This window comes from Herbiconiux moechotypicola, from assembly GCF_024979255.1.
GTDB lineage: Bacteria > Actinomycetota > Actinomycetes > Actinomycetales > Microbacteriaceae > Herbiconiux > Herbiconiux moechotypicola.
Genome location: NZ_JANLCN010000006.1, coordinates 187,710 through 210,002, shown reverse-complemented (window position 1 = coordinate 210,002; position 22,293 = coordinate 187,710). Strand labels below are relative to the sequence as shown.

The following is a 22,293-nucleotide window of genomic DNA, read 5'->3' as shown; positions in this document are numbered from 1 at the left end:
CGCGGTACCACCTCGCTTGCCCGCCGGCCCCGGGGCGCTCACCGCGCATCCGGAGCGACTGGCCGCTCGTTCACGGGCTGTGACGGGCCCACCCGCCCGGTTCTACTGGGCGGCCGGTGGTGCTGGCCGCTGTTCTTCCGGAGGCTCACCGGTGATTGCCGGTTCGACGCCATGTAGCTCAGAAGTGTACCTGATAGAAGGCGTGACCGGGCGGCCGGAGCCGGGTCACGCCGCGGCGAGGCTGCGGCGGAATCCGTCGAGCACGGGCCCCGCGGTGCGCTCGAGATAGCCGGCGAGCTCGCCGCGGCCAGGGCCGTCCGCCGCCCACTGCCCCACGGCCGCCGCGGCCGCGCCGACGACGGCCAGCGCGACGGCCCGGGCGAGAGCGGACCGGTCGCCACCGAGACGCACCGCGAGGAAGAGCTCGATGGCGTCGGCGTGGGCGAGCGCGCGGGCCAGACCCGCGGCGCGCAGCTCTTCGTCGATGCCCATGGCCTGCCACTGGGTGAGCACGAGCGGCGCCTGCGCAGCGCGGAAGGCCGCGGCGGTGGCGGCGAGCGCCCCGGCGACGCCGTCGAGCGGGGCGACGGATGCGGGGGTGGAGGCGAGCGCCGCGGTGAGCGTGCGCAGGCTCGCGTCGAGCTCCACCCAGAGCAGGTCGCTCTTCGCCGGGAAGTAGTTGAAGAAGGTGGCACGGCTCACGCCCGCGCGCTGGGCGATCTGCTCCACCGTGGTGCGCGCGTAGCCCTGCTCGAGAAAGAGCTCGGAAGCCGCCTCCTCGAGCATGGGCTGCGAGGATGCGCGGGGCCGTCCGGCCAAGCTGTCACCTCCTGGGGGTCACGGGTGCGGGACGATGCGGGTCGCGAGTGCGGGCTCGCGGATGTGGAATACTCGGATGCGGAATAGTTAGACGCAGTACAAGAATTGCACTCTTCACGATCGACGTCGATCACCACCCTCCCACAGCAGACAGGACGCTCATGCCCACCCCTGTGCCCGCACGCCGCCTCACCGCGATCGCCTCCCTCGTCACCGCCTCGGCGCTCGTGCTCGCGGGCTGCTCCGCCGCCGCCCCCGAGGCCTCCGCGCCCGCCACCCCCGTGTCGGGCGGCACCCTCACCTACGCCACCGGGTTCGGCGAGCCCACCTGCCTCGACCCGCACGTGGGCGGCAACATGCCGCAGGCCCTCGTGGGCACGAACGTGCTCGAGTCGCTGTTCTCGCAAGACGAGACGGGCGCGATCGTGCCGTGGCTCGCATCCGGAGCCACCGTGTCGGACGACGGGCTCACGGTCGACGTGGCGCTGCGCGACGGCATCTCGTTCACCGACGGCACGCCGTTCGACGCCGACGCCGTGGTGGCCAACATCGAGCACATGCAAGACCCCGACACCGCGTCGTCGACCGCCATCCTCGCGCTCGGCAAGGTGGCCTCGGTGGAGGCGGCCGACCCGCTCACCGCGCGCTTCCACCTCTCGGAGCCCGACAGCGCGCTGCAGGAGTCGCTGGCGCAGACCTGGCTGGCGATGGAGTCGCCCGCGGGGCTCGCGCGGGGCATGGACGCCAACTGCGCCGGCCCGATCGGCACCGGGCCGTTCGTGTTCAGCGAGTGGGTGAAGCAGGACCACGTGCTGCTCACCCGCAACGACGACTACACCTCCTCCCCCGCCGGAGCGGCTCACGAGGGCCCGGCCTACCTCGACGAGATCGTGTGGCGCTTCATCCCCGACCCCGCCACCCGCTTCGCGGCGCTGCAGTCGGGCGAGGTCGACGTGATCGACGAGATGCAGCCCGCCGACGTGGTGGCCGCCTCGGCCGAGGGCTCCGGGTTCGGGGTGCTCACGGGCGCACTGCCCGGGGCCTCCATCCGCCTCGAGCTGAACTCGGGGTACGCGCCGTTCGACGACGAGCGGGTGCGCAAGGCGTTCATCAAGTCGGCCGACGTGAACCCGGGCATCCAGAGCCTGTTCTTCGGCACGGTCGACCGCTCGTACTCGGTGCTGTCGAGCTCCACCCCCTACGGTGCCTCGTTCGAGAGCGAGTACGCCATCGACGCCGACGAGGCGAACCGGCTGCTCGACGAGGCCGGCTGGACCTCGCGGGACGCCGACGGTTACCGCACCAAGGACGGCGAGCGCCTCACGGTCGACTTCCCCATCTCGACCAACCAGTCCATCCCGGCCGAGGTGTCGCTGTTCGAGCAGATCAAGGAGACCACCAAGGCGGTGGGCTTCGACGTGGAGCTGCACCCGCTCGACCTCTCCAGCTGGTACGGGGCACTGGCCGCGTGGGACTTCGGGGTGACGAGCGCCATCTACACCAAGAACTCGCCCGACGTGCTGCGCATCCTGTACCACTCCGACAACATCCAGCCGGCGCCGAGCGGGTACCACCCGAACCACTCGCACGTCTCGATCCCCGAGCTCGACGCGGCGCTCACCGAGGCCGGCGAGACGTCAGACCCCGCCGAGCGGGAGGCGCTCTACGAGGAGGCGCAGCGCATCCTGGCCGAAGGGGCGTACGTGCTGCCGCTGTACGACCACCTGTCGAAGATCGGGTACTCCGACCGGGTGCAGGGGCTGTCGCTGCTGCCGACACTGCAGATCCCGTACTTCGGCGACGCGTGGATCGCGGGGTGAGCTGCCTGAGCAGCGGCGAGCTCGGTGGCGCGCTGAGAACCAGGGTCGCCGCGCGGTGAGACGGATGCTCGTGAAGGCGGCGTGGGGGGTGGCCGGCGGCGTGTTCGTGCTGTGGGCCGCCGCCACGCTGACCTTCTTCGGGCTGAGGCTCATTCCGGGCGACCCCGCCCAGGCCGTCCTCGGAGGGCCGGGATCGCAGGCGAGCGCCGAGGCGCTGGCCGCGGTGCGGGCGGAGTACGGGCTCGATCAGCCGGTGTGGGTGCAGTACCTGCGCTACCTCGGGCGGCTCGGCACGGGCGACCTCGGCTCGTCGTACTCGCTGCGGCAGCCGGTGGCCGAGATCATCGGGGCGCAGATCGGCGGAACACTGCTGCTGGCGGCGCTCTCGCTCGCGGTGGCGTGGGTGATAGCGCTCGGGCTCGCGGTGTGGTCGACCCGCGGAGGGCGCGTGGCCGCCGCCGTGGGGTCGGCGCTCGAGATCGTGGCGGCCGCGGTGCCGCACTTCTGGCTCGCCATGGTGCTCGTGCTCGTGTTCAGCACCACGCTCAGGTGGCTGCCCGCGGTCTCGACGCCGGGGCCGGCCGGGCTGGTGCTGCCCGTGCTCACGCTCGCCCTGCCGCTGGCCGGCTTTCTGGGGCAGGTGATGCGCGAGTCGGTGCTCGACGCGCTCGAGGCGCCGTTCGTGCTGTCGGCGCGGGCTCGCGGCGAGAGCGAGGGCGGGGTGCGCTGGCGGCACGTGCTGCGGCACGGCGCGCTGCCCGGGATCGCGCTGTCGGGCTGGGCGTTCGGCTGGCTCATCTCGGGCGCGGTGGTGGTGGAGACGATCTTCGCCCGCCCCGGGTTGGGGCGCACCCTGCTGAACGCGGTACAGCTGCGCGACGTGCCGCTCGTGGTGGGCGTGGTGCTCGTGGTGGCGCTCGGGTACGTGGTGGTGACGGTGCTGACGGATGCGGTCTCCCGCATCGCCGATCCGCGGTTGCGGAGTGCGTCGTGATGGCGCGGCTGGCGGGGCTGGCGGGGACGCTCCCGATGCGGGGTGCGTCGTGACGGCCGAGCGGGCTGCCCATGGTGCGCGGGCGGGCGCCCTCGTGACTCGGGGTGCGTCGTGACGGCCGTGATGCTCACCCGGGCGCCACGCCGGGGTGCCCGGCTGCTCGGGCCGGTGCAGTGGGTGGCGCTGGCCGTCGTGGTGCTGCTGCTGGTCGCCGCGCTGGCGCCCTCGGTGCTCGCGCCGGGCGACCCGTTCGCCATCGCCCCGGCCGAGGCGTTCCTCTCGCCACGCTGGGGGCATCCGTTCGGTACCGACGAGTCGGGCCGCGACATCTACACCCGCGTGGTGCACGGAGCGGCGCCCTCGCTCGTCATCGGCGTCGCCGCCACCGCGATCGGCATCGGCCTGGCCCTCGTGCTCGGACTCGCCGCCGCCCTCCTCGGCCGCGTGGTCGACTTCGCCGTGAGCCGGCTGCTCGAGGTGCTGTTCGCCTTTCCCGGCCTGTTGCTCGCGCTGCTCGTCATCACGGTCTACGGCCCCGGGGTCGTGACCAGCACGATCGCGGTCGGGCTCGCGACCGCACCCGGCTACGCGCGCATCATCCGCGCGCAGGCGCGCTCGGTGGCGGGGGCACCCTACGTCGAGGCCGCCGTGGTGCTCGGGCGGTCGCGGGCACGCATCCTGGGGCGGCACATCCTGCCCAACGCCGTGGTGCCGGTGTTCGTGCTCGTCACCCTCGGGGTGGGGCAGGCGATCGTGTGGGCGGCGGCGCTCAGCTACCTGGGCCTCGGCGCCGAACCGCCCGCCGCGGAGTGGGGCGCGATGCTGTTCGCGGGCAAGAACTACCTGGCGACGGCGTGGTGGATGACGTTCTTCCCCGGCCTCGCGATCGTGCTGAGCGCGGCGGCGACGACGGTGCTCGGGCGGCTGCTGCAACGGAGGGAGGTGCGATGAGCGGGATGAGTGGGGTCGCGGCGGCCGGCTCACCCCAGGATGCGCCGCTGCTGCGGGTGGAGAACCTCGCGGTGGGATTCGGGCGAGCGGCGGCACGTGCGGGTGCCGTGGTAGAAGGCGTGTCGTTCGAGGTGCGGGCCGGGCGCACGGTCGCGCTCGTCGGGGAGTCCGGTTCGGGCAAGTCGGTCACGGCCCGCACCGTGGTGGGACTCACCGGGCGGGGCTCGTGGGTGGCGGCCGAGGCGCTCGAGGTGAGCGGCGCATCCGTGCTCGGGGTGATCCGGGCCGACGGAACGCGGCGGGGGCTGCCCGCGCCGGAGTGGCGGCGCATCCGGGGCGCTCAGGTGGGGCTCGTGCTGCAGGACGCGCTCGTGTCGCTCGACCCGCTGCGCCCCATCGGCCGCGAGATCGGCGACGCGCTGCGGCTGCACACGCCGCTGTCGGCGGGGGCCCGGCGCGAGCGCGTGCTCGAGCTGCTCGAATCGGTCGGGATGCCGTCGCCGGCGGAGCGCATCGGCCAGCGCTCCGGCGAGCTCTCGGGAGGTCTGCGCCAGCGCGCGCTCATCGCCTCGGCGCTGGCCGCGTCGCCCGGGCTGCTCATCGCCGACGAACCCACGACGGCGCTCGACACGACGGTGCAGGCGCAGATTCTGTCGCTGTTCGAGGAGGTGGTGGCGCGGGGTACGGGGCTGCTGTTCATCAGCCACGATCTCGCGGTGGTGTCGCGCCTGGCCGACGAGGTGCTCGTCATGCGCAGCGGACGCGTGGTGGAGTCGGGCCCGGTGGAACGCGTGCTCGGCGACCCCCAGCACGACTACACGAAACAGCTCCTGCGCGCCGTGCCCGCCGGCGTGCCCCGCGGCGTGCGACTGTCGGTGTCTGCTGAGCCCGCTGCGCCCGCTGTCGATGCAATCCGCACCTCGCCTCCTGCGCCGCCCCTGCCGGACCGCGCGCCCGGCGCACCACCCGCGCACGCCGTCGCCGCGTCACCCGCACCCAGCACCGCATCACCCCCCGCGCGCGCCGCTGGTGAACCCAGCGCAGCGCTCGTGGTGCGGGGTGTGACGAAGCGGTTCGGGGATCGGGTGGCGGTCGACGAGGTGTCGCTCGAGCTGCGGACCGGCACCACGCTGGGGCTCGTGGGCGAGTCGGGGTCGGGCAAGACGACGCTCGCCCGGATCGTGCTGGGGCTCGACGCCCCGGATGCGGGAGTCGTCGAGCTCGGTGGCCTGCCGTGGGTGCCCGGCCGCGAGAGCCTTCGGCGACCTCGGCGTGCGCAGCTGGGGGCGGTCTACCAAGACGCGCTGTCGTCGTTCGACCCGCGGCTCACGGTCGGGTCGATCCTCACCGACGCGCTCGGCGGCGCCGACGGCGTGGCGGAACTGCTGCGGGAGGTCGACCTCTCCCCCGAGCTCGCACGCCGACGGCCCCGCGAGCTCTCGGGCGGGCAGCGTCAACGGGTCTCGATCGCACGGGCGCTCGCCCGCCGGCCGCGGGTGCTCGTGCTCGACGAGCCGGTGTCGGCGCTGGACGTGTCGGTGCAGGCGCAGATCCTCGACCTGCTCGACCGCCTGCAGCGGGAACACGGCATCGCGTACCTCTTCATCTCGCACGACCTCGGCGTGGTGCGCCACATGAGCGACCGCATCGCGGTGATGGGTTCCGGCCGCATCGTGGAGGAGGGACCCGCCGCGACCGTGTTCGAGCATCCCGAGCATCCGCTCACTCGCTCCCTGCTCGCTGCAGCGCCCACGCTCTCGCACAGCTAGCTGAAACCGACCCGGCGGTGCCGGTGCGTCCGGAGCCACGGCGAGGTGAGCCGGCGAGGGTGCAAGCTGGAGGGGTGGGATGCGCGGGGCGGGCTGACGAGGCGATCGGGCCACGCACGAGTGTGCGGGAGTGGGCGAGGGACTGGCGGGCCGCCGCCGAGCTGCAGGTGGCGGGGATGGCCGGCACGGTGTCGGGGCTCGACACGCGGCGCTTTCTCGTGGGGCGGGGGCGGCCGTGCGTCGTCATTCCCGGGGTGTACGAGGCGTGGTACTTCATGCGGCCCGTGATCGACGCCCTCCAGGAGGCCGGGCACCCCGTCCACGTGCTCGCGGGCCTCGGACGCAACCGCCGACCGGTGACCGACGGCGCAGACCACCTCGCCGCTCAGCTCGACCGCTACCGCCTCGACGACGTGACCGTGGTGGCGCACAGCAAGGGCGGCCTCATCGCGAAGTACGCGATGCTGCGGCTCGACCCGGCCGCGCGCATCCGGGATCTCGTCGCCATCGCGACACCCTTCGCCGGCAGCCGCTACGCGAACTGGGCGCCGAACCGCACGCTGCGCGCCTTCAGGGCGGCCGACCCGGTGACGGCGATGCTCGCCGCCGAGCGCGAGGTGAACTCGCGCATCACCTCGGTGTACGGCCGCGACGACCCGATCGTGCCGGAGGGCAGCGAGCTGCCGGGCGCCGTCAACGTGCGTCTGCCGATCGCGGGGCACTTCGCGGTGCTACGGCATCCGCTCACGCTGGCGACCGCCGTCGCGCGGGCCTCCTGACGGCGCACCGTCGCGGCTCTACCCCTCGAGGTTCTTCGACGAGGGCCGGAACCCGGCGTGCGCCCCCGGGAATCCGAGCCGCTCGCGCAGCGTGAGCGACCGGTCGGGCTCCTCCCAGGCTCCCAGCGCCTTCAGCTCGGGCAGCACGAGCTCGATGAACTCCTCGTAGGCGGTGGTGTCGCCGAAGGTGGGCTCGAGCAGGTAGCCGTCGAGGTCGGCGATCGACGCCGTCTCGATCATCTCCTCCGCCACCTCGCGCGGCGACCCGGTGATGACGAAGCCGCGCTCCTGCACGCGGAACGCGTCGAGCACGTCCTGCACCGTCTCCACGCCGGGCACCGAGCGGTAGCGGTCGAGGGGGGTGTGGCCCTGGTTGGTGTCGGCGATGTCATCGATGCGCATCGAGCGGTCGAGGGCGCGCAGGTCGATGCCGGTGAAGCCGGCGAACAGCACGGCGGCGTCGTCCATCGAGAACAGCTCCTCGAGCTCACGCCGCTTCGCGAGCGCCTCGTCGCGGGTGGGCGCCACGGTGACGGTCACGCCGCTGATGATGCGCAGGTCGTGCGCGTCGCGCCCCGCCGCCACGACCCGGGCCCGGATGTCGGCGGAAGCCTCCGCCGCCTGCGCCGCGGTCTGCCCCTGGATGAACATGGCCTCGGCGTTGCGCGCCCCGAAGTCGCGTCCGCGCCCGGACATGCCGGCCTGGAAGAGCACCGGCGTGCGCTGCGGCCCCGGCGGCACCTTGAACAGGCCGTGGCTGGAGAAGTGCTCGCCCCGATAGGCGAGCGGATGCACGCGGGACGGGTCGACGAGGGTGTTCGACTCCTTGTCGAACACGACCGCGTCGTCGTCCCACACGTCTTCGAGCAGCGAGCGGGTGAGGTCGACGAACTCGTCGGCTACGTCGTAGCGCGTGTCGTGGTCGAAGTGCGTGATGCCGAAGAGCCCCTCGGTGACCTGCGCGGTGCTCCCGGTGACGACGTTCCAGCCGATGTGGCCGTTCGTGAAGGCGTCGAGGGTGGCGAAGCGCCGCGCGGTGGGCAGCGGCTGCTCGAGCGAGGTGGAGGAGGTGACCACCACGCCGAGCGACGGCGCGGCCTGCGAGAGGGCGCTCACGAGCAGCATCGGGTCGTAGCCGGGGAACAGGATGCCGTGGCTCAGCACCTCGTCGGGCACCTCGCCGTCGATCTGCGGGTAGCCGTAGCTGTCGGCGAACAGGATGAAGTCGAACCCCGCCGCGTCGAGGGTCTTCGCGAGCCCCGCCCAGTACGCCGGGCTGCCGTAGCGGTCGCCGCGACCGTGCGGGTGACGCCAGGTGGGAACACCGTTGGACGGAGTGAGGATCTCGAACACACCGAGAGCTAGAGGTTTCGCCATACCTCCAGCATGGCCGACCGGCCGGGCCCGCGACGGCCAAATCTAAATCGTTTTACATACTCGTAACGCGGCGCGTCGAGTCCCGTTCCACGAGCTCCACCGGGAACACCGAGACCCGCGGCTCGCCGGCCTGCCCCACCAGTTCGACGAGCATCTCGAACGCGTGCCTGGCCATGCCGGCCGCGTCCTGCCGCAGCGTGGTGACGGTGGGCGTGATGCGCGACGACCAGCTGATGTCGTCGAAACCGCACACCAGCAGGTCGTCGGGCACCACGCGCCCGAGGTCGTGCGCCTCGAACACGGCGCCGATCGCCTGGTTGTCGGTGCAGGCGAAGAGCGCGTCGACGTCGGGATGCAGGGCTAGCATGCGCCGCACGCCGTCGCGGCCGCCCTCGAAGGAGTACGGCGCGATGACGCGGTGGATGTTCGCGGGGTCGACCCCCCGTGCCACGAGTCCCTCCACGAAGCCGCTCGAGCGCTCGGCGGCCGTGGTGAGCGTGCCCGGACCTTCGAGCACGCCGAACACGGTGCCGCCCGAGTCGACCAGGTGCTCGGCCGCGAGCCGGCCGCCCCCGCGGTTGTCGGAGTAGACGCCCGCGAGTCCCGGCAGGTCGAACGCCTCGTCGACCGCCACCACGGGCATCCCCAGTTCGAGCAGCGGCCGCACCGTGTCGGCGTCGGGATTGGTGGAGAACAGCAGGATGCCGTCGACCGACTTCGCGATGCGCTCCACCGTCGCCACCTCGCGCTCGGGATCGAACCCGGTGTTGCCGAGCGAGACCCGGAAACCCGCCTCGTCGGCGAGCCGCTCGATGACGCTCACCATGCCCGCCCAGAACGGGTTCGTGACGTCGGGGATGACCAGCCCGATGGCGTTGTGCAGCCCGACCGTCGCGGGCAGACCGGGCCGCGCTCCCGTGCGCAGCGATCGCGCGACCTCGTTGGGCCGGTAGCCGAGCTCGGCCACCGAGCGCAGCACCTTCTCCACCGACGACGCGCTCACCTTGCGCGCCCCGGTGAGCGCGTTGCTCGCCGTCGCCACGCTGACGTTCGCGTGCTCCGCGACGTCTTTGAGCGTGACGGGACCCTTGATGGTCATGACCCTACCAGCGCACCACGAGTCGCTCCACGAGTCCGACGATGCCGAGCAGGATGAGCGTGGTGACGGCCGAGAAGAAGATCGCGGCCCACATCTGCGAGAGGTTGAGGTAGGTGGTGGCCATGACGATCACGGCACCGATGCCCTTGCTCGAGCCGGTGAACTCCGACACCACGGCACCGATCATGGCCGCCGTGACCGAGAGTCTCGCGCCCGCGAACAGGTAGGGCAGGCTCGAGGGCACCCGCAGCCGGAAGAAGATCTCGAGCTTCGACGCCGACATGGCGTCGAACACCTCCAGCGCCTGCGGATCGACCGCGCGGAGACCGGTGATCGAGTTGATGAGCGTGGGGAAGAACGCCGAGAGCGCCGCCACGATGATGTGCGGGATCTCGTTGAACCCGAACGCCACCACGAGGGCGGGCGCGATGGCCACGATCGGAGTGACGTTCAGCAGCAGCGCCAGCGGCATGATGGCGGCCCGCAGAAAGCGGAAGTGCACGATGGCCGCCGCGAGCAGCAGCGCCACCACGACGCCGATCGCGAAACCGAGCATCGCCGCCTCGAGCGTGACGAGCAGGTTCTCGAGGTAGAAGTCGGGGCGTGAGGCGATGTCTTCGAACACGTTCTGCAGCGGGGGCAGCACGCTCTTGAAAGTGGCCGCCGCCCACTGCCAGGCGAGTGCCAGCAGCACGAACAGCACCAGGGGCGCGATGATCGTGAGCGCGGTGCCACCGGCCCGCGACGAGAGCAGGCCCCGACGAGGGCGTGTGAGTGTTCCGGTGCTCATTCGTCACCCTCCCAGGCGCTCCAGAGGATCTGTTTGACCTCGGCCACCTTCGCCGTGAACTCCGGCGTCTCGGTGAGCTCCCAGGTGCGCGGGCGGGGCAGGTCGACGTCGACGACCTCTTTGATGCGCCCGGGCCGCGGGCTCATCACCACCACGCGGTCGGAGAGCAGCACGGCCTCCTGCGCGGAGTGGGTGACGAACACGATGGTCTTCTTGTGGTGCTCCCACAGCTCCAGCAACCGGATGCGCAGGGTGTCGCGAGTGAGCTCGTCGAGTGCCGAGAACGGCTCGTCCATGAGCATGAGCGGCGCGCCCTGGGCGAAGCCGCGGGCGATGGAGGCGCGCTGACGCATGCCGCCGGAGAGCTGGTCAGGGCGGGAGCCGAGGAAGTCGGCCAGGCCGACCTCGGAGAGCACGCCGACCGCGTCCTCCGGGCTGCGCGTGGTGCTGCCCGAGCGGTCGGCTCGCTTGTTGATGACGCTCGAGAGCGAGGCGTTGGCCTTGATGTCCAGCCACGGCAGGAGGGCCGACGACTGCGGGATCCAGGCGATGTCCTTGCTCGCCGAGGCCTTCTTGGGCGTGGAGCCGAACACCGAGATCTCGCCCGTGGTCTGGGTGTCGAGCCCGGCGATGAGGCGCAGCAATGTCGACTTGCCGCATCCGGAGGGCCCGAACAGGGTGATGAACTCCCCCTGGCGGATGGTGAGGTCGACGCCCGTGAGCGCCTGCACCTCCTTCTTGCCACGGGTGTAGGTGCGGCCTACGCCCGAGAGCGAGATGGTGTCGGTCATGCTGCCCTTCCTAGGGGGTGGTCTCGGGAACGAGGGAGAACGAGGGCCCGAGCACCACGATCTTGCCGTAGAAGTCGTTCGACTCCAGCTTGGCCTCGGCCTCGGGCAGCTGCTCGAACGGCCACACGCTGTCGATGACCACCTCGAACGAGCCGCCGGCGAAGGCGGCGACCGCGGAGGCCATGTCGGCGCGGCTGTAGCTGCCGTGGCCGATGATGCTGCGGCCCGGCTGGTAGAGGTCGGGCAGGTGCAGCACGGTGTCGAGTCCGTCGGTGGTGCCGGAGAGCACCACGCGTCCGCCGGTGCGGGTGGCGCGGAGGGCCTGCCCCACGAATCGGCCGCCGACGTGGTCCCAGACCAGGTCGACGCCCTTGCCGCCGGTGAGCTCGCGCACCTTCTCCACCCAGTCGCCGGTCGAGCGGTCGATCACGTGCTGGGCACCCGAGGTCTCGGCGAGCAGGCGCTTGGCCTCGCCGGAGACCAGGGTGAACACCTCGGCGCCCTGGGCGAGGGCGATCTGGATGCCCGCGGCACCGAGGCCCGAGCCCGCACCGGGAATGACCACGGTCTCCCCCGCCTGCAGCTTGCCGGCGCTGAGGAGCCCGCGCCAGGCGGTGGCGCCGGCCACCGGCACGGCGGCCAGGCGGGCGAGGGTGTCGCGGTCGTCGGCCGCGACCTCGACCACGGAGCAGTTGCGGGCCGGCACGGCCACGAACTCGGCCATGCCTCCGTCGCGCGTCGACCCGATGGTCTGGAAGATGGCGCAGTAGGTGGGGGTCTCGGCGAGGCAGTACTCGCAGTGACCGCAGCTGACGACCGGGTCGATCAGCGCGACGCTGCCGACCAGCGGCCGGAGCGCATCCGCCCCGGCCGCCACGATCTCGCCGACGAAGTCCATGCCCGCCACGTGGGGCACGGCCATGCCGGGCACCACGGGCTCGTGGCGCTGCAGCACGTCGAGGCGGTTGAGCGCGAACGCGAGCACGCGCACGATCACCTCGTCGGCGGCCGGGGAGGGTGCGGCGACCTCCGAGAGTCGCCGCACCTCCGGCCCGCCGAAGCCGGTCTGGAGCCAAGCTCTCACGGAGCAGGCCAGATGAGCTCGGTGCCGTCGTAGATCGCGTCGACGAACGTGGTGTTGATGGCCGACTCCACGTCGGGCTCCGCGGTCACCAGCTCGAACTGCACGAGCATGTCGGCCTCGGGGGTCCACTGGGCGACGCTCTCGCCGCCGAGCGGCATGTCGGCGGGACGGCTGTCCTCGACCAGTCCCACCTCGGTCTGCCAGCGGGCCTTGCTCGCCTCGAGGTCGTAGCCGGCGTCGGAGAGGGCCTCCGCGTAGCCGAGCGCCTCGTCGAGGTTGGCGTCGGACTCGTTGATCCAGTTGTAGGCGTAGAAGCTCGCGCGCAGGAAGTCCTCGACCGCGGTCGGGTGCTCCTCGGCGAAGGTGTTGTTCACGATCTGGGTGTTGAAGGCCGACTCGATGCCGTACTCCGCCGGGTCCCACTGCGTGATGTCGTAGCCCATCGAGGCCAGCGCGAGCGGTTCGTTGGACTTGTAGCCGGTGAGGGCCTGCACCTGGCCGTTGGGGAGGATGGTCGGGTCGTAGCCCACCGAGACCCAGTTGATGGTGGTGGGGTCGACGCCCTCCTCGAGGAACATCGCCGAGACCTGGGGCGGGATGGCGCCCTTGTACCCGGCGGTGAGGCCCGCGAAGTCCTCGAACGAGGCGGGGCCGCCGTCGGTGTTGGTCATGAGGGTGATGGCGACGGTGTTGCCGTAGGTGGCGATGCCCGAGATGTCGGCGCCGTTGTCGAGGGCGACGAGCACGTCGGAGGGGCTGCCGAGACCGGCGAACTGCGCGGTGCCGGCGCTCACGAGCTGGGCGTTGGTGGAGCCGGGCTCGATGGTGACGTCGAGGCAGAGATCCTCGAAGAGGCCCTGCTCCTTGGCGGTGACGACGTCGAGGATGCCGACCGAGGCCGCGTACGCGAACGAGGTGAGGAACGTGATGGGGCCCGCGGCCTCGTTCTCGGCGCAGCGCTCGGCGCTGATGAGGTCGCTGCCGGCGGCGGGGGTGCTCGACTCGGTGGCGCTGGAGTCGCTGGAGCAGCCGGCGAGCACGAGGGCGGATGCGGCGGTCACCGCGAGCGCGGCGAGCGGTTTGGTCTTGAGGAGCTGTGCGGGTGACATTCGGGACCTTCCAGGAGGCGGCCGGGGATGACCGGGCTGACTGATGTGTGGGGTTGTGTGGAACCTGCGTGCCCGTGATGGTGCTCGGTGAGGGAGCGCGTGTTCGGAACACTAGCAACAGCCCGAGTCGCAATCTAAATCGATTTATTACGAGCATGTAAAACGTTTAGAAAGCGTCCTTCCGGCGAGGAGGCGGACTGGCATCCTGGTGCCGGGCACCGCTGTGCCCACGATTGGAGACCCTCGTGCCACCCTCGACACTCGACCCTCGCGTGGCGTTCCCGGCCACCCCCGCCGACTCGGCGCGGCTGGATGCGGGCACCGCCCCCGCGCATCCGCTCGCCCTTCTCTCCGACTGGATCGAGGGCGTCGTGGCCCGCGACGCCGTCGAGCCGTTCTACGTCACGCTCGCCACCGCCTCCGCCGACGGTGTGCCCTCGAGCCGCACGGTGCAGCTGCTCGACGTGGAGGAGGACGCCCTGCTGTTCACCACCAACTTCGGCAGCCGCAAGGGCGTCGAGATGCGGGCTACCGGACGCGCGGCCGTGTCGCTGTACTGGCGCGAGACCGCCCAGTCGGTGAACGTGACCGGGCGCGTGGTGGAGGCCGACGACGCGGAGTGCGACGCGCGCTTCGCCGAGGAGGCCCGTGGCGTGCAGGTGTCGCGCACGGTGTCGTTCCACGGGCTGCCGCTCGACGACGAGGCGGAGCAGCTCGGGCGCTTCTCGGCGCTCATGGCCTCCGACGAGCCGGTGGAGCGGCCGGAGTACTGGCGCTGGTTCAGGATCGTGCCCGATGCCGTGACCTTCTGGGAGGGCAACCCCGAGGCGCTCAACCGGCGGCTGCACTACGCCTGGCACGACGGCGCGTGGACGCACGGCGCGATCCAGGCATGAGCGCCGACTTCATCTCTCCCTCCTCCACCAGCCCTGCACCCATGAACCACGAATCGGAGATTCCGGTGACCCTTTCCTCCACTCCCCTTCCCCCGCACGGCCCCCGGTTCGTCGGCAAGCGCGTTCTCGTCACCGGCGGCGCCCGCGGCATCGGCGCCCGCACGGCGGAGCGCTTCGCCGCCGAGGGGGCCTCGGTCGCCATCCTCGACCGGTTGAGCGAGCCCGGGCTCGCCAAGGCGGAGTCGATCGGCGCCTGGTTCGGCGAGGTCGACCTCGCCGACGTGGAGAGCACGCAGTCGGCGACGGGAGCGGCGATCGCGGCGCTCGGCGGCGTCGACGTGCTGGTGAACAACGCCGGCGTGCTCGAGTTCGCCTCGGTGCTGGAGACCACGCCCGAGGTGTGGGACCGCTCGCTCTCCATCAACACCCGGTCGATGCTGCTCACCACGCAGGTGGTGGCGCGCGCCATGATCGAGGCCGGTCACGGCGGGGCGATCGTCAACCTCGCCTCCATGGCGGGCAAGAGCGGCGGGGCCGGGCAGGTGGCGTATGCGGCGTCGAAGTCGGCGGTGATCGCGCTCACGCGGGTGACCGCGCTCGAGCTGGGGGAGCACGGCATCCGTGCCAACGCGCTCTGCCCCGGCTACGTGCTCACCGAGATGGGCGCGGCGACGCGCACCGAGGAGAAGGTGGCGCTGTGGTCGAGCTACTCCCCCCTCGGGCGGCTCGGCACCCCCGACGACGTGGCGGGGCTCGCGCTGTTCCTGGCCTCCGACGACGGCTCCTACCTCACGGGGCAGGCGGTGAACATCACCGGGGGCATGATCATGCACTGAGTGTGTTCATGCACTGAGTGTGTTCATGCGCTGACGTGCGGATGCTTCAATGGAGCGCATGACCGGGATGCACGCATGACCGAGGTGCAGGAGAGCGGCAGCGACCGCTTCGGGCCGGACACGCCCGAGGCGGTCGCCTCCTCCGCGCTCGGCACCCGGCTCGGCGTCTCGCTGCACGGGCGGCGGCTCACGCTCGCCGACGGCACCTCGGTGGAGGTGGAGGCGATGGACGTCGCAGGGTCGGTGATCGCCCAGTTCGTCCTGAACGGCGGGGCGATGCGCTCGGCCCTGCGCAACAAGGTCGCCGCCGACCTGTTCAAGCTGGTGTGGGTGCGGCAGGCCCTGGTGCCGGATGCGCGGGCCGTGCTCTGCGTGAGCCCGACGGTCGCGGCCATCCTGGCGCGCCGGGGGTGGCTCTCGGCCGCCGCTCGCGACTTGGGCGTCGCCGTCTTCGTGGTTCTCGACGACGGCGCCGGCCGGCCGGTGGTCGAGCCGCTGCCCGCGCCCTGAGCTCACCCGGCCGCGGCACCCGCGCATCCGGTACACTCTCACCCAGGTCGGACTCCGCGACGCAACCACGGTTCGCATCGCACGCTCTCCGCCTCCTGCTTCGGCGCACGCCGGGGCCACGCACACTGCCTCGGCGCACGCCGGGGCCACGCACACGGAGGAGAGGCTCGAGCACACCCATGTCCCCATCACCCATCACCACGCACGCACCCGCCGCGCCGGCCGCGCGCCGCGCATCCGGGCCCCGCGAGTACGGGGTCTTCCTGCCCAACGCCGCCGGCGGCTGGCTGGTGTCGACCACGGCGCCCTACCCGCCCGCCGACTACGACCACAACAAGGCGATCGCGCGCCTGGCCGAGGAGATCGGCCTCGACTTCGTGATGGCCATGTCGAAGTGGCGCGGATTCGGCGGCGAGACCGACCACTGGGGCGAGACCATCGAGTCGATGACCATGATGGCGGGCATCGCCGAAGCCACCGAGCGCGTGAAGATCTGGGCCACCATCCACGCCAACATGCAGCACCCCGCGTTCGCGGCGAAGGTGTTCACCACGCTGCAGCAGATCAGCCACGGCCGGGCCGGTATGAACATCGTGAACGGCTCGTACGCCGACGAGTTCCAGCAGATGGGCCTGTGGACGCCGCTGACCAAGGAGGAGCGCTACCGCATGACGGCGGAGTGGACCGAGCTGGTCTCCCGTCTCTGGTCGGAGGACTCCGTCACCCACAAGGGCGAGTTCTTCACCCTCGACGACTGCCAGTCGCGCCCGCATCCGACCCCGCGCCCCGCCGTCATCAACGCGGGCACCTCGGCCACCGGCCGGGCCTACCAGGCGCAGTACGTCGACGGCGCCTTCCTCGGCGCCGACACCCTGGAGGAGATGCAGGCCTCCTCGCGCGACGTGCACGATCGCGCTGCGGCGCTCGGGCGCTCGGTGCGCACGTACACGATGCTCACCGTCGTGCTCGGCGACGACGACGCGGATGCGGCCCGCCGCGCCGAGGAGTACGGCCGGGGGCTCGACCGCATCGCGCTGGCCAACATGCGCCGCTCGTGGGGCATGCCCGAGGAGCGGGCGCTCGCCTGGGCGGAGGGCGCCGACGGGCAGCAGGCGTTCCAGACCGTGTACGTGGCGGGGTCGCCGGAGACCGTGGTCGACCACATCACGGCCGTGGTGGAGACGGCGGAGCTCGACGGGCTGATGCTCATCTTCCCGGACTACCTGACCGACATGGCGGTGTTCGGTGAGAAGGTGCTGCCGGAGCTGCGGCGGCGGGAGGCGGTGCGGGCCGGCGGAGCGGGCGGTGGCAGCGGCGCGACGGGTTCGGCGACCGGCTCTGCGTCCGGCTCTGCGTCCGGCTCCGGCGCCGCGGTGGCCGGCGCGTGAGCGCCGCAGAAGCGCAGGGCGGGTCCCCGAGCACGAGCAGCGCGGAGGTGCCCGGCGGGTCTCTGAACACGACGAGCACGGATGCGCAAGGCGGGCCCCTCACCCCGGCCGGCACCGATGCGCGGGGCGAGGCACTGCGCACGCTCGGTGCGCCCGCGCTCGTGGTGGTCGACGTGCAGCGCGACTTCGCCGACCCCGAGGTGCTCGCAGACTGGGGGGTCGACGCGGCAGGGCTGGCCGCCGTCGAGGCCGCCGTGCAGCGCACCGTCGCGCTCGTCGACGCCGCGCGTGCCGCATCCGTTCCCGTCGTGTGGGTGGAGCTGGCCTACGATCCCGCCCGCCCGTGGCACTCGAGCGCGTGGCTGCAGACGGGGTCGCCCGACTCCCCCACCGATGCGTTCCCGTGCGTGGCCGGTTCGCCCGGGGCCGAGTGGTGGGGCGGCCTCGCGCCGGCGGCCGGGGAGCTGAGGGTGCAGAAGCGCTTCTACAGCGGGTTCGCGGGCACGGCGCTGGCCGCCTCGCTCGAGGAGCTCGGTGCGGGCTGGCTCGCGGTGGCCGGGCTCACCACGGAGTGCTGCATCCAGGCCACGGTCACCGACGCGTTCCAGAACGACTACCCGGTCGTCGTGGCCTCCGACGCGACGGCGGCCTACACCGCAGAGCTCCACGCGGGGGCGCTGGCGTCGATGGCGGTCAACACGGCCGACGTGCGCACGGGCGACGAGATCGAGGGGCTGTGGCGCTCGTGAGCGGGGCGGGCGGCGTGGGCGAGCCCCGCGAGCAGCGCGGCATGCACACCGCGTTCGACCTGTCGTTTGCGCACACCGAGGGCCGCTGGGCGCGCCCCGGGTCGTGGGTGGGCGCATCCTTCCCCGACGTGCGCATCTACCAGGAGATCGCCCGCACCGCCGAGCGGGCCGGGGTCGACCTGCTGTTCTTCGGCGACGGCAGCGGCATCCCCGACACCTGGCGCGGATCGATGGACGCCGCGGTCGAGTGGGGCATCCAGTGGCCGCGCCACGACATGAGCCCCGTCGTCACCTCGATGGCCGCCGTCACCGAGCACATCGGGTTCGGGCTCACCTACTCGTCGACGTTCCAGCATCCATTCACCGTCGCCCGCCTGCTCAACTCGCTCGACCACGTGTCGCGGGGGCGCATCGCGTTCAACGTGGTGGCCTCGGCGCGGGGTGCGGATGCGGCCAACTACGGCTTCGACGAGCGCATGGACCACGACGAGCGCTACGACCGCATGGCCGAGTTCATGGCGGTGTGCCGGGCGCTGTGGGCGTCGGTTCCGGCCTCGGCGATCGTGGCCGACCGCTCGACGGGACGGTTCGCCGATCCGTCGCAGGTGCACCCGATCGACCACGTCGGGCGTTATTTCAGCGTGAAGGGGCCGCTCGCGAGCATGCCGAGCCCGCAGGGGCAGCCGGTGCTCGTGCAGGCGGGCAACTCGCCCAAGGGCATCGCCACCTCGGCGGAGTTCGTGGAGCTCGTGTTCGGGTTCGGCGGCAGCGTCGAGGGCAAACGGCGGCATCGAGCGGCTCTGGATGCGGCGCTCGTCGCCGCCGGGCGGGCGTCGGCGGTCGACACGGTCGGCATCCTGTGGGCGACGCAGGCGCTCGTGGGGCGCAGCGCCCGCGAGGCGGCCGAGCGGCGCGACGAGGTGGCGGCGTTCTGGAACCCGGAGGCCGTCGGGGCGTTCCTCTCGCACAACGTGGGGTTCGACTTCTCCACGCTGCCGACGCGGTTCACCGTGGGCGAGCTGGTGGCCGAGGTGCAGCGGGTGAACGGCGCGCAGGGCGGGTTCGTGGGGTCGCTCGCGGCGTCGCTCGGCGCCTCGGCGTCGCTCAGCCGGCAGGAGCTGTTCGAGCACGGCTGGCAGCACGCCACCGGGCTCGACCACACGCTGTGCGGCACCGCGGCGTCGGTGGCGGATGCGCTGGAGGCCGACTTCGAGGCGACGGGGTCGCGGGGCGGGTACATGTTCGCCAGCCCGCTGGCGGCGCCGTCGGGGTTCGGCGATCTGGCTGAACTGCTGGTGCCGGAGTTGCGGCGGCGAGGGGCGTTGGCGCCGCGGTACGCGGGGGCGACGTTGCGGGAGAATCTGGGGCTCGAGGGCGGAGACGGGGTCGCGGGTTAGGCCTGGGCGGGCGAGCGGGCTCGGCGGCGGCCGGGGTCCGCGGCGGTCGGGCTGGGCGGCCGGCCAGGCCGATGTCGGTGGCATGGTGTTGAGTTGTCCTCATGAGCACACCGGTCTTCGTCGCACTGCCGCCCGCGGGGCGGTCGTCGATCGAGCGCTCGACCGCGCCGCTGCCGACACGGCCTCTCGATGCCCTGCTGCGCCGGATCGCCGACGACGAACGGCAGATCGCCGCCCTCGAAGCGCGTCGCGCCCGGCACCTCGCCGAGGCTGTGGGGCTGGTCGACTCCGATCCGGCGGCAGCGGGCCTGGCTCGCGACACCCGGCGCGAGCTGGTGCGTCGCTCGCTGGTGGCCGAGATCGCGTGCGCGCTGCACAGGTCCGAGCGCGCGGTCATCCGGCTGCTCGACGAGGCGGAGCGTCTCGTCGAGCAGCTGCCCGCCACCCTGTCGGCCCTCGACACCGGTGCCATCTCCTACGCCCACGCCCGCTCCCTCGTGTCGCACGCCGGGTCGCTGCCCGAGTCGGCGCGGCACGGGTTCGAGCTGCTCGCCCTGCCGCTCGCGAGAGAGCTGCCGGCCCACCGCTTCGACGAGCGGGCGCGCCGCCTGCGGGAGCGCGCGCATCCGGAGTCCCTCGAGGTGCGTGCGCGTCAGGCGCGTGAAGAACGGCACGTGGCGTTCACGGCCGAGCCCGACGGCATGGCCACCCTGCACCACCACCTGCCGGCAGCCGAGGCGATCGCGATCGACGACCTGCTCGACCGCATCGCCCGCGCGGGCCGTGGCGACGCATCCGATGCCGCCAATGCCGCCGGGCAGTCCACCCACGCCCAGCGCCGATGCGATGCCCTCACCGATCTCGTGCTCGGTCGCGGCGAGCGCCCGCGGATCGTCCCTTCGGTCATCGTCACCGTCCCGGCCGCCGTCGTCGCCGGGGTGCCGGAGCGCTCCTCCCGCGAGGCCGTCGCTGAGCTGCACGGCTACGGCCCCCTCGACGCCGACACCGCCCGAATACTCGCTGCAACCGCGCCCACCTTCCTCCGCGCACTCCTCCACCCCGAAACGGGCGAGCCCACCCTCGTCACCCGCCACCGCGGCCGCCCCGTCGCCGGCCAGATGCCCGGGAGTGTGATGCCCGAGGGCACATTGCTCGACGGCGCGATGCCCGACAGTGCAATGCCCGACGGCGCGATGCCCGACAGTGCAATACCCGCTAGTGCAGGGCGCGAGCGATACAGCGCCTCACCTGCCGTGCGGACAGTGCTCGCCGTCGCCGACGAGACCTGCCGTTTCCCCGGCTGCGGGCGCCGCGCTGCCCGCTGCGAGCTCGACCACACGATCGCCTGGGCCCACGGCGGCACCACCACCGCCGACAACCTCGCCCACCTCTGCACCAAGCACCACCACCTCAAACACGAGGGCGGCTGGCGCGTCACCCACTCCCTCGACGGCACCCGCCGCCTCCGCTGGAGCAGCCCCCTCGGCTCCCGCTACACCACCTCCCCACCCGGCGTGGTAACCCGCATCGCGCCACGACCCATGCCACCCGAGACCACAACGCCCCGCTCAGTGCCGCCGTCTCCGGAGTTCGGTGCTGCCCCTCGCCCCGGCGTGCCGACCATGCCATCCACGCGCGCCGGCTTGCCGCCGCCCCCGACACCGCAGACGGAAGGTGCACCGCAGACGGAAGGTGCTCGCGACGACCCGCCTCCGTTCTGAATCTCGCACCCTGTCGCTTTCGGCAGGTCTCACGCTGTCGGTGGTGTGGCCTAGCGTCGGGCTCGAGCAACGCGGAGGTGGCATGACCGAGAGCATCGACGCCTGGTGGAGAAGGCGCCAGCGGTCGAAAGAAGCGATCGTGCCCTATCCCATGGGCCGGTTCCGCGACGACTGGGCGAGCTACCCGGTACTGAAGCGCCAGTTCCATCCCGATCTCAATCGCGGCATCGCGCTCACCCAGATCCCACCGGCGGCCGATGTGTACCTCACATGGCAGTGCGAGTCAGGCCATGTCTTCGTCGCTACCCCCACCGAACAGCGCTCCCGCCCCGGTGACACCCGCCGCCGTTCGATCTGGTGCCCCGACTGCACCCGAGGTGCCACGACCACACGCCTCGCCGCAGCGGCTCCCCCACCGCCACTCCGCTCCGCCCACACAGAACTCCCCGCCGGCACACAGCTCCCCGCCCACACAGAACTCCCCGCCCACACAGAACTCCCTGCCCACACAGAACTCTCCGCCCACAGCGGACACCCCATCCAAATCGACCACCCCATCCACATCGACCACTCCCGGGGCACCATCGCATCCGAACGCCCCAACCGTCACCCTGACCCCACAGGCGCGGGCACCGGCCCCAACAGCGGCGCCGACACCAACACCGACACTGAAACCGACACGCCAAGAGGCCCCACCCACGCTGCAGGCCTCACCCACGCCGAGAACCCGAGCGCCGCACGTGCACTCGACCACACCGGCGTCAGCACGCCAGAGCGCCCCACCGCCACGCAACTCCCCACCGCAGGGCGTGGCCGTCCCGCTGAAGCATCACGACGGAGGGCGCTCGTCGCCGACAGGCGCACGAAGACAGCTCGCGCAGAAGTGGACGAGCCCGTGCGCCGGAAGCCGGGTGAGGCCTTCCACAGCGCACGCGCTCCGCGGCCTGCGTCGGCGGCCGAGGCAGAGCTGCGCGAACGGATCGGGGCGCGGCTCGAGGTCGATCTGCGCTGGAACGCCGTCGCTGTGCGCCAGCCCTTCTTCGATCGATTCGAGGTGTGGCCCGACTTCGCGTTCGACGAGTTCCGCGTGGCCGTCGAGTACGACACACCCGGCCGGCACGGGCTGGAGCATCTCGGCTCCCGGCTGCCTGTCGACCGACGCAAGGACCGCCTGCTGCGCGCGGTCGGCTGGGAGGTGGTGCGCATCCGCTGCGGTGGGCTCCCCCTGCTCGGTCCGTTCGACCTCGCGGCCTCGACGGTGTCCGAACGTCTCGTCGAACGGCTGATCGACACCGTGCGCGACATCCGTGGGCCGCTCCTGGTCGATGCCTACCTGCGAGGCACTCCGGCGTGACCCGCACCCGGGAGCCGACCCGCCCCACCCCCGGCCCCGCATCCGCATCCGCATCCGGTG

At 72.2% G+C, this 22,293-nt stretch carries 20 protein-coding genes; 13 read left to right on the top strand and 7 right to left on the bottom strand.

The genetic code is table 11. The features are described from left to right. Positions 1–225: 225 nt before the first annotated feature. Positions 226–819, bottom strand: coding sequence for a TetR family transcriptional regulator (locus tag N1031_RS11635; protein ID WP_259479802.1), 594 nt, complete (start codon positions 817–819; stop codon positions 226–228). A gap of 161 nt (positions 820–980) precedes the next feature. On the opposite strand from N1031_RS11635, the gene N1031_RS11630 reads away from it, so the two are divergent. From N1031_RS11630 to N1031_RS11610, 5 genes are all read left to right on the top strand, one after another. After that, positions 981–2,639 (top strand): ABC transporter substrate-binding protein, encoded by a 1,659-nt coding sequence (locus tag N1031_RS11630; protein WP_259479801.1) that lies wholly within the window; start codon positions 981–983, stop codon positions 2,637–2,639. Positions 2,640–2,703: 64 nt separating this feature from the next. After that, positions 2,704–3,633 (top strand): ABC transporter permease, encoded by a 930-nt coding sequence (locus tag N1031_RS11625; protein WP_259479888.1) that lies wholly within the window; start codon positions 2,704–2,706, stop codon positions 3,631–3,633. 123 nt (positions 3,634–3,756) lie between these two features. Next, the gene (locus tag N1031_RS11620; protein WP_259479887.1) at positions 3,757–4,584 is read left to right on the top strand and encodes an ABC transporter permease; all 828 of its coding nucleotides are present in this window, start codon (positions 3,757–3,759) and stop codon (positions 4,582–4,584) included. Next, the gene (locus tag N1031_RS11615; protein ID WP_259479800.1) at positions 4,581–6,353 is read left to right on the top strand and encodes a dipeptide ABC transporter ATP-binding protein; all 1,773 of its coding nucleotides are present in this window, start codon (positions 4,581–4,583) and stop codon (positions 6,351–6,353) included. The genes N1031_RS11620 and N1031_RS11615 overlap by 4 nt, the downstream gene beginning before the upstream one ends. Before the next feature lie 59 nt (positions 6,354–6,412). Further along, positions 6,413–7,132 carry an esterase/lipase family protein gene (locus N1031_RS11610; RefSeq protein ID WP_259479799.1) on the top strand — a complete coding sequence of 240 codons (720 nt, stop codon included), beginning with the start codon at positions 6,413–6,415 and terminating at the stop codon, positions 7,130–7,132. 18 nt (positions 7,133–7,150) lie between these two features. On the opposite strand, the gene N1031_RS11605 is transcribed toward N1031_RS11610, so the two are convergent. The 6 genes from N1031_RS11605 to N1031_RS11580 are packed head-to-tail and all read right to left on the bottom strand — an operon-like array spanning position 7,151 to position 13,382. Further along, the gene (locus N1031_RS11605) at positions 7,151–8,509 is read right to left on the bottom strand and encodes an NtaA/DmoA family FMN-dependent monooxygenase (RefSeq protein ID WP_259479798.1); all 1,359 of its coding nucleotides are present in this window, start codon (positions 8,507–8,509) and stop codon (positions 7,151–7,153) included. A gap of 52 nt (positions 8,510–8,561) precedes the next feature. Beyond that, positions 8,562–9,608 (bottom strand): LacI family DNA-binding transcriptional regulator, encoded by a 1,047-nt coding sequence (locus N1031_RS11600; RefSeq protein WP_259479797.1) that lies wholly within the window; start codon positions 9,606–9,608, stop codon positions 8,562–8,564. 4 nt (positions 9,609–9,612) lie between these two features. Then, complete coding sequence (locus tag N1031_RS11595; protein WP_259479796.1) at positions 9,613–10,398, bottom strand: ABC transporter permease; 786 nt, start codon at positions 10,396–10,398, stop codon at positions 9,613–9,615. Beyond that, positions 10,395–11,189 (bottom strand): ABC transporter ATP-binding protein, encoded by a 795-nt coding sequence (locus N1031_RS11590; protein ID WP_259479795.1) that lies wholly within the window; start codon positions 11,187–11,189, stop codon positions 10,395–10,397. Before N1031_RS11590 ends, N1031_RS11595 begins: the two co-directional genes overlap by 4 nt. Positions 11,190–11,199: 10 nt before the next feature. Further along, positions 11,200–12,273 (bottom strand): zinc-binding dehydrogenase, encoded by a 1,074-nt coding sequence (locus tag N1031_RS11585; RefSeq protein WP_259479794.1) that lies wholly within the window; start codon positions 12,271–12,273, stop codon positions 11,200–11,202. Further along, entirely contained in the window at positions 12,270–13,382 is a 1,113-nt protein-coding gene (locus N1031_RS11580; RefSeq protein WP_259479793.1) for an ABC transporter substrate-binding protein, read from the bottom strand. Before N1031_RS11580 ends, N1031_RS11585 begins: the two co-directional genes overlap by 4 nt. A gap of 245 nt (positions 13,383–13,627) precedes the next feature. Here N1031_RS11580 and N1031_RS11575 point away from each other — a divergent pair, with 245 nt between their 5' ends. The 8 genes from N1031_RS11575 (at position 13,628) to N1031_RS20445 (ending at position 22,233) form a co-directional block, all read left to right on the top strand. Further along, a complete protein-coding gene (locus N1031_RS11575) occupies positions 13,628–14,278 on the top strand; it encodes a pyridoxine/pyridoxamine 5'-phosphate oxidase (RefSeq protein ID WP_259479792.1) in 651 nt (216 codons plus the stop codon). 65 nt (positions 14,279–14,343) lie between these two features. Beyond that, positions 14,344–15,114: an SDR family NAD(P)-dependent oxidoreductase gene (locus N1031_RS11570; RefSeq protein WP_259479791.1), complete on the top strand. Its 771-nt coding sequence runs from the start codon at positions 14,344–14,346 to the stop codon at positions 15,112–15,114. Positions 15,115–15,189: 75 nt separating this feature from the next. Further along, entirely contained in the window at positions 15,190–15,624 is a 435-nt protein-coding gene (locus N1031_RS11565) for a hypothetical protein (RefSeq protein ID WP_259479790.1), read from the top strand. 179 nt (positions 15,625–15,803) lie between these two features. Then, a complete protein-coding gene (locus N1031_RS11560; protein WP_259479789.1) occupies positions 15,804–17,012 on the top strand; it encodes an LLM class flavin-dependent oxidoreductase in 1,209 nt (402 codons plus the stop codon). Between the two features lie 47 nt (positions 17,013–17,059). Further along, positions 17,060–17,761, top strand: coding sequence for a cysteine hydrolase family protein (locus N1031_RS11555; RefSeq protein ID WP_259479788.1), 702 nt, complete (start codon positions 17,060–17,062; stop codon positions 17,759–17,761). After that, positions 17,758–19,158 carry an NtaA/DmoA family FMN-dependent monooxygenase gene (locus tag N1031_RS11550; protein WP_259479787.1) on the top strand — a complete coding sequence of 467 codons (1,401 nt, stop codon included), beginning with the start codon at positions 17,758–17,760 and terminating at the stop codon, positions 19,156–19,158. Before N1031_RS11555 ends, N1031_RS11550 begins: the two co-directional genes overlap by 4 nt. A 101-nt stretch (positions 19,159–19,259) precedes the next feature. After that, positions 19,260–20,879 carry an HNH endonuclease signature motif containing protein gene (locus tag N1031_RS11545; RefSeq protein ID WP_259479786.1) on the top strand — a complete coding sequence of 540 codons (1,620 nt, stop codon included), beginning with the start codon at positions 19,260–19,262 and terminating at the stop codon, positions 20,877–20,879. Between the two features lie 82 nt (positions 20,880–20,961). Continuing rightward, complete coding sequence (locus tag N1031_RS20445; protein ID WP_310795686.1) at positions 20,962–22,233, top strand: zinc-ribbon domain-containing protein; 1,272 nt, start codon at positions 20,962–20,964, stop codon at positions 22,231–22,233. The last annotated feature ends 60 nt before the right edge of the window (positions 22,234–22,293 follow it).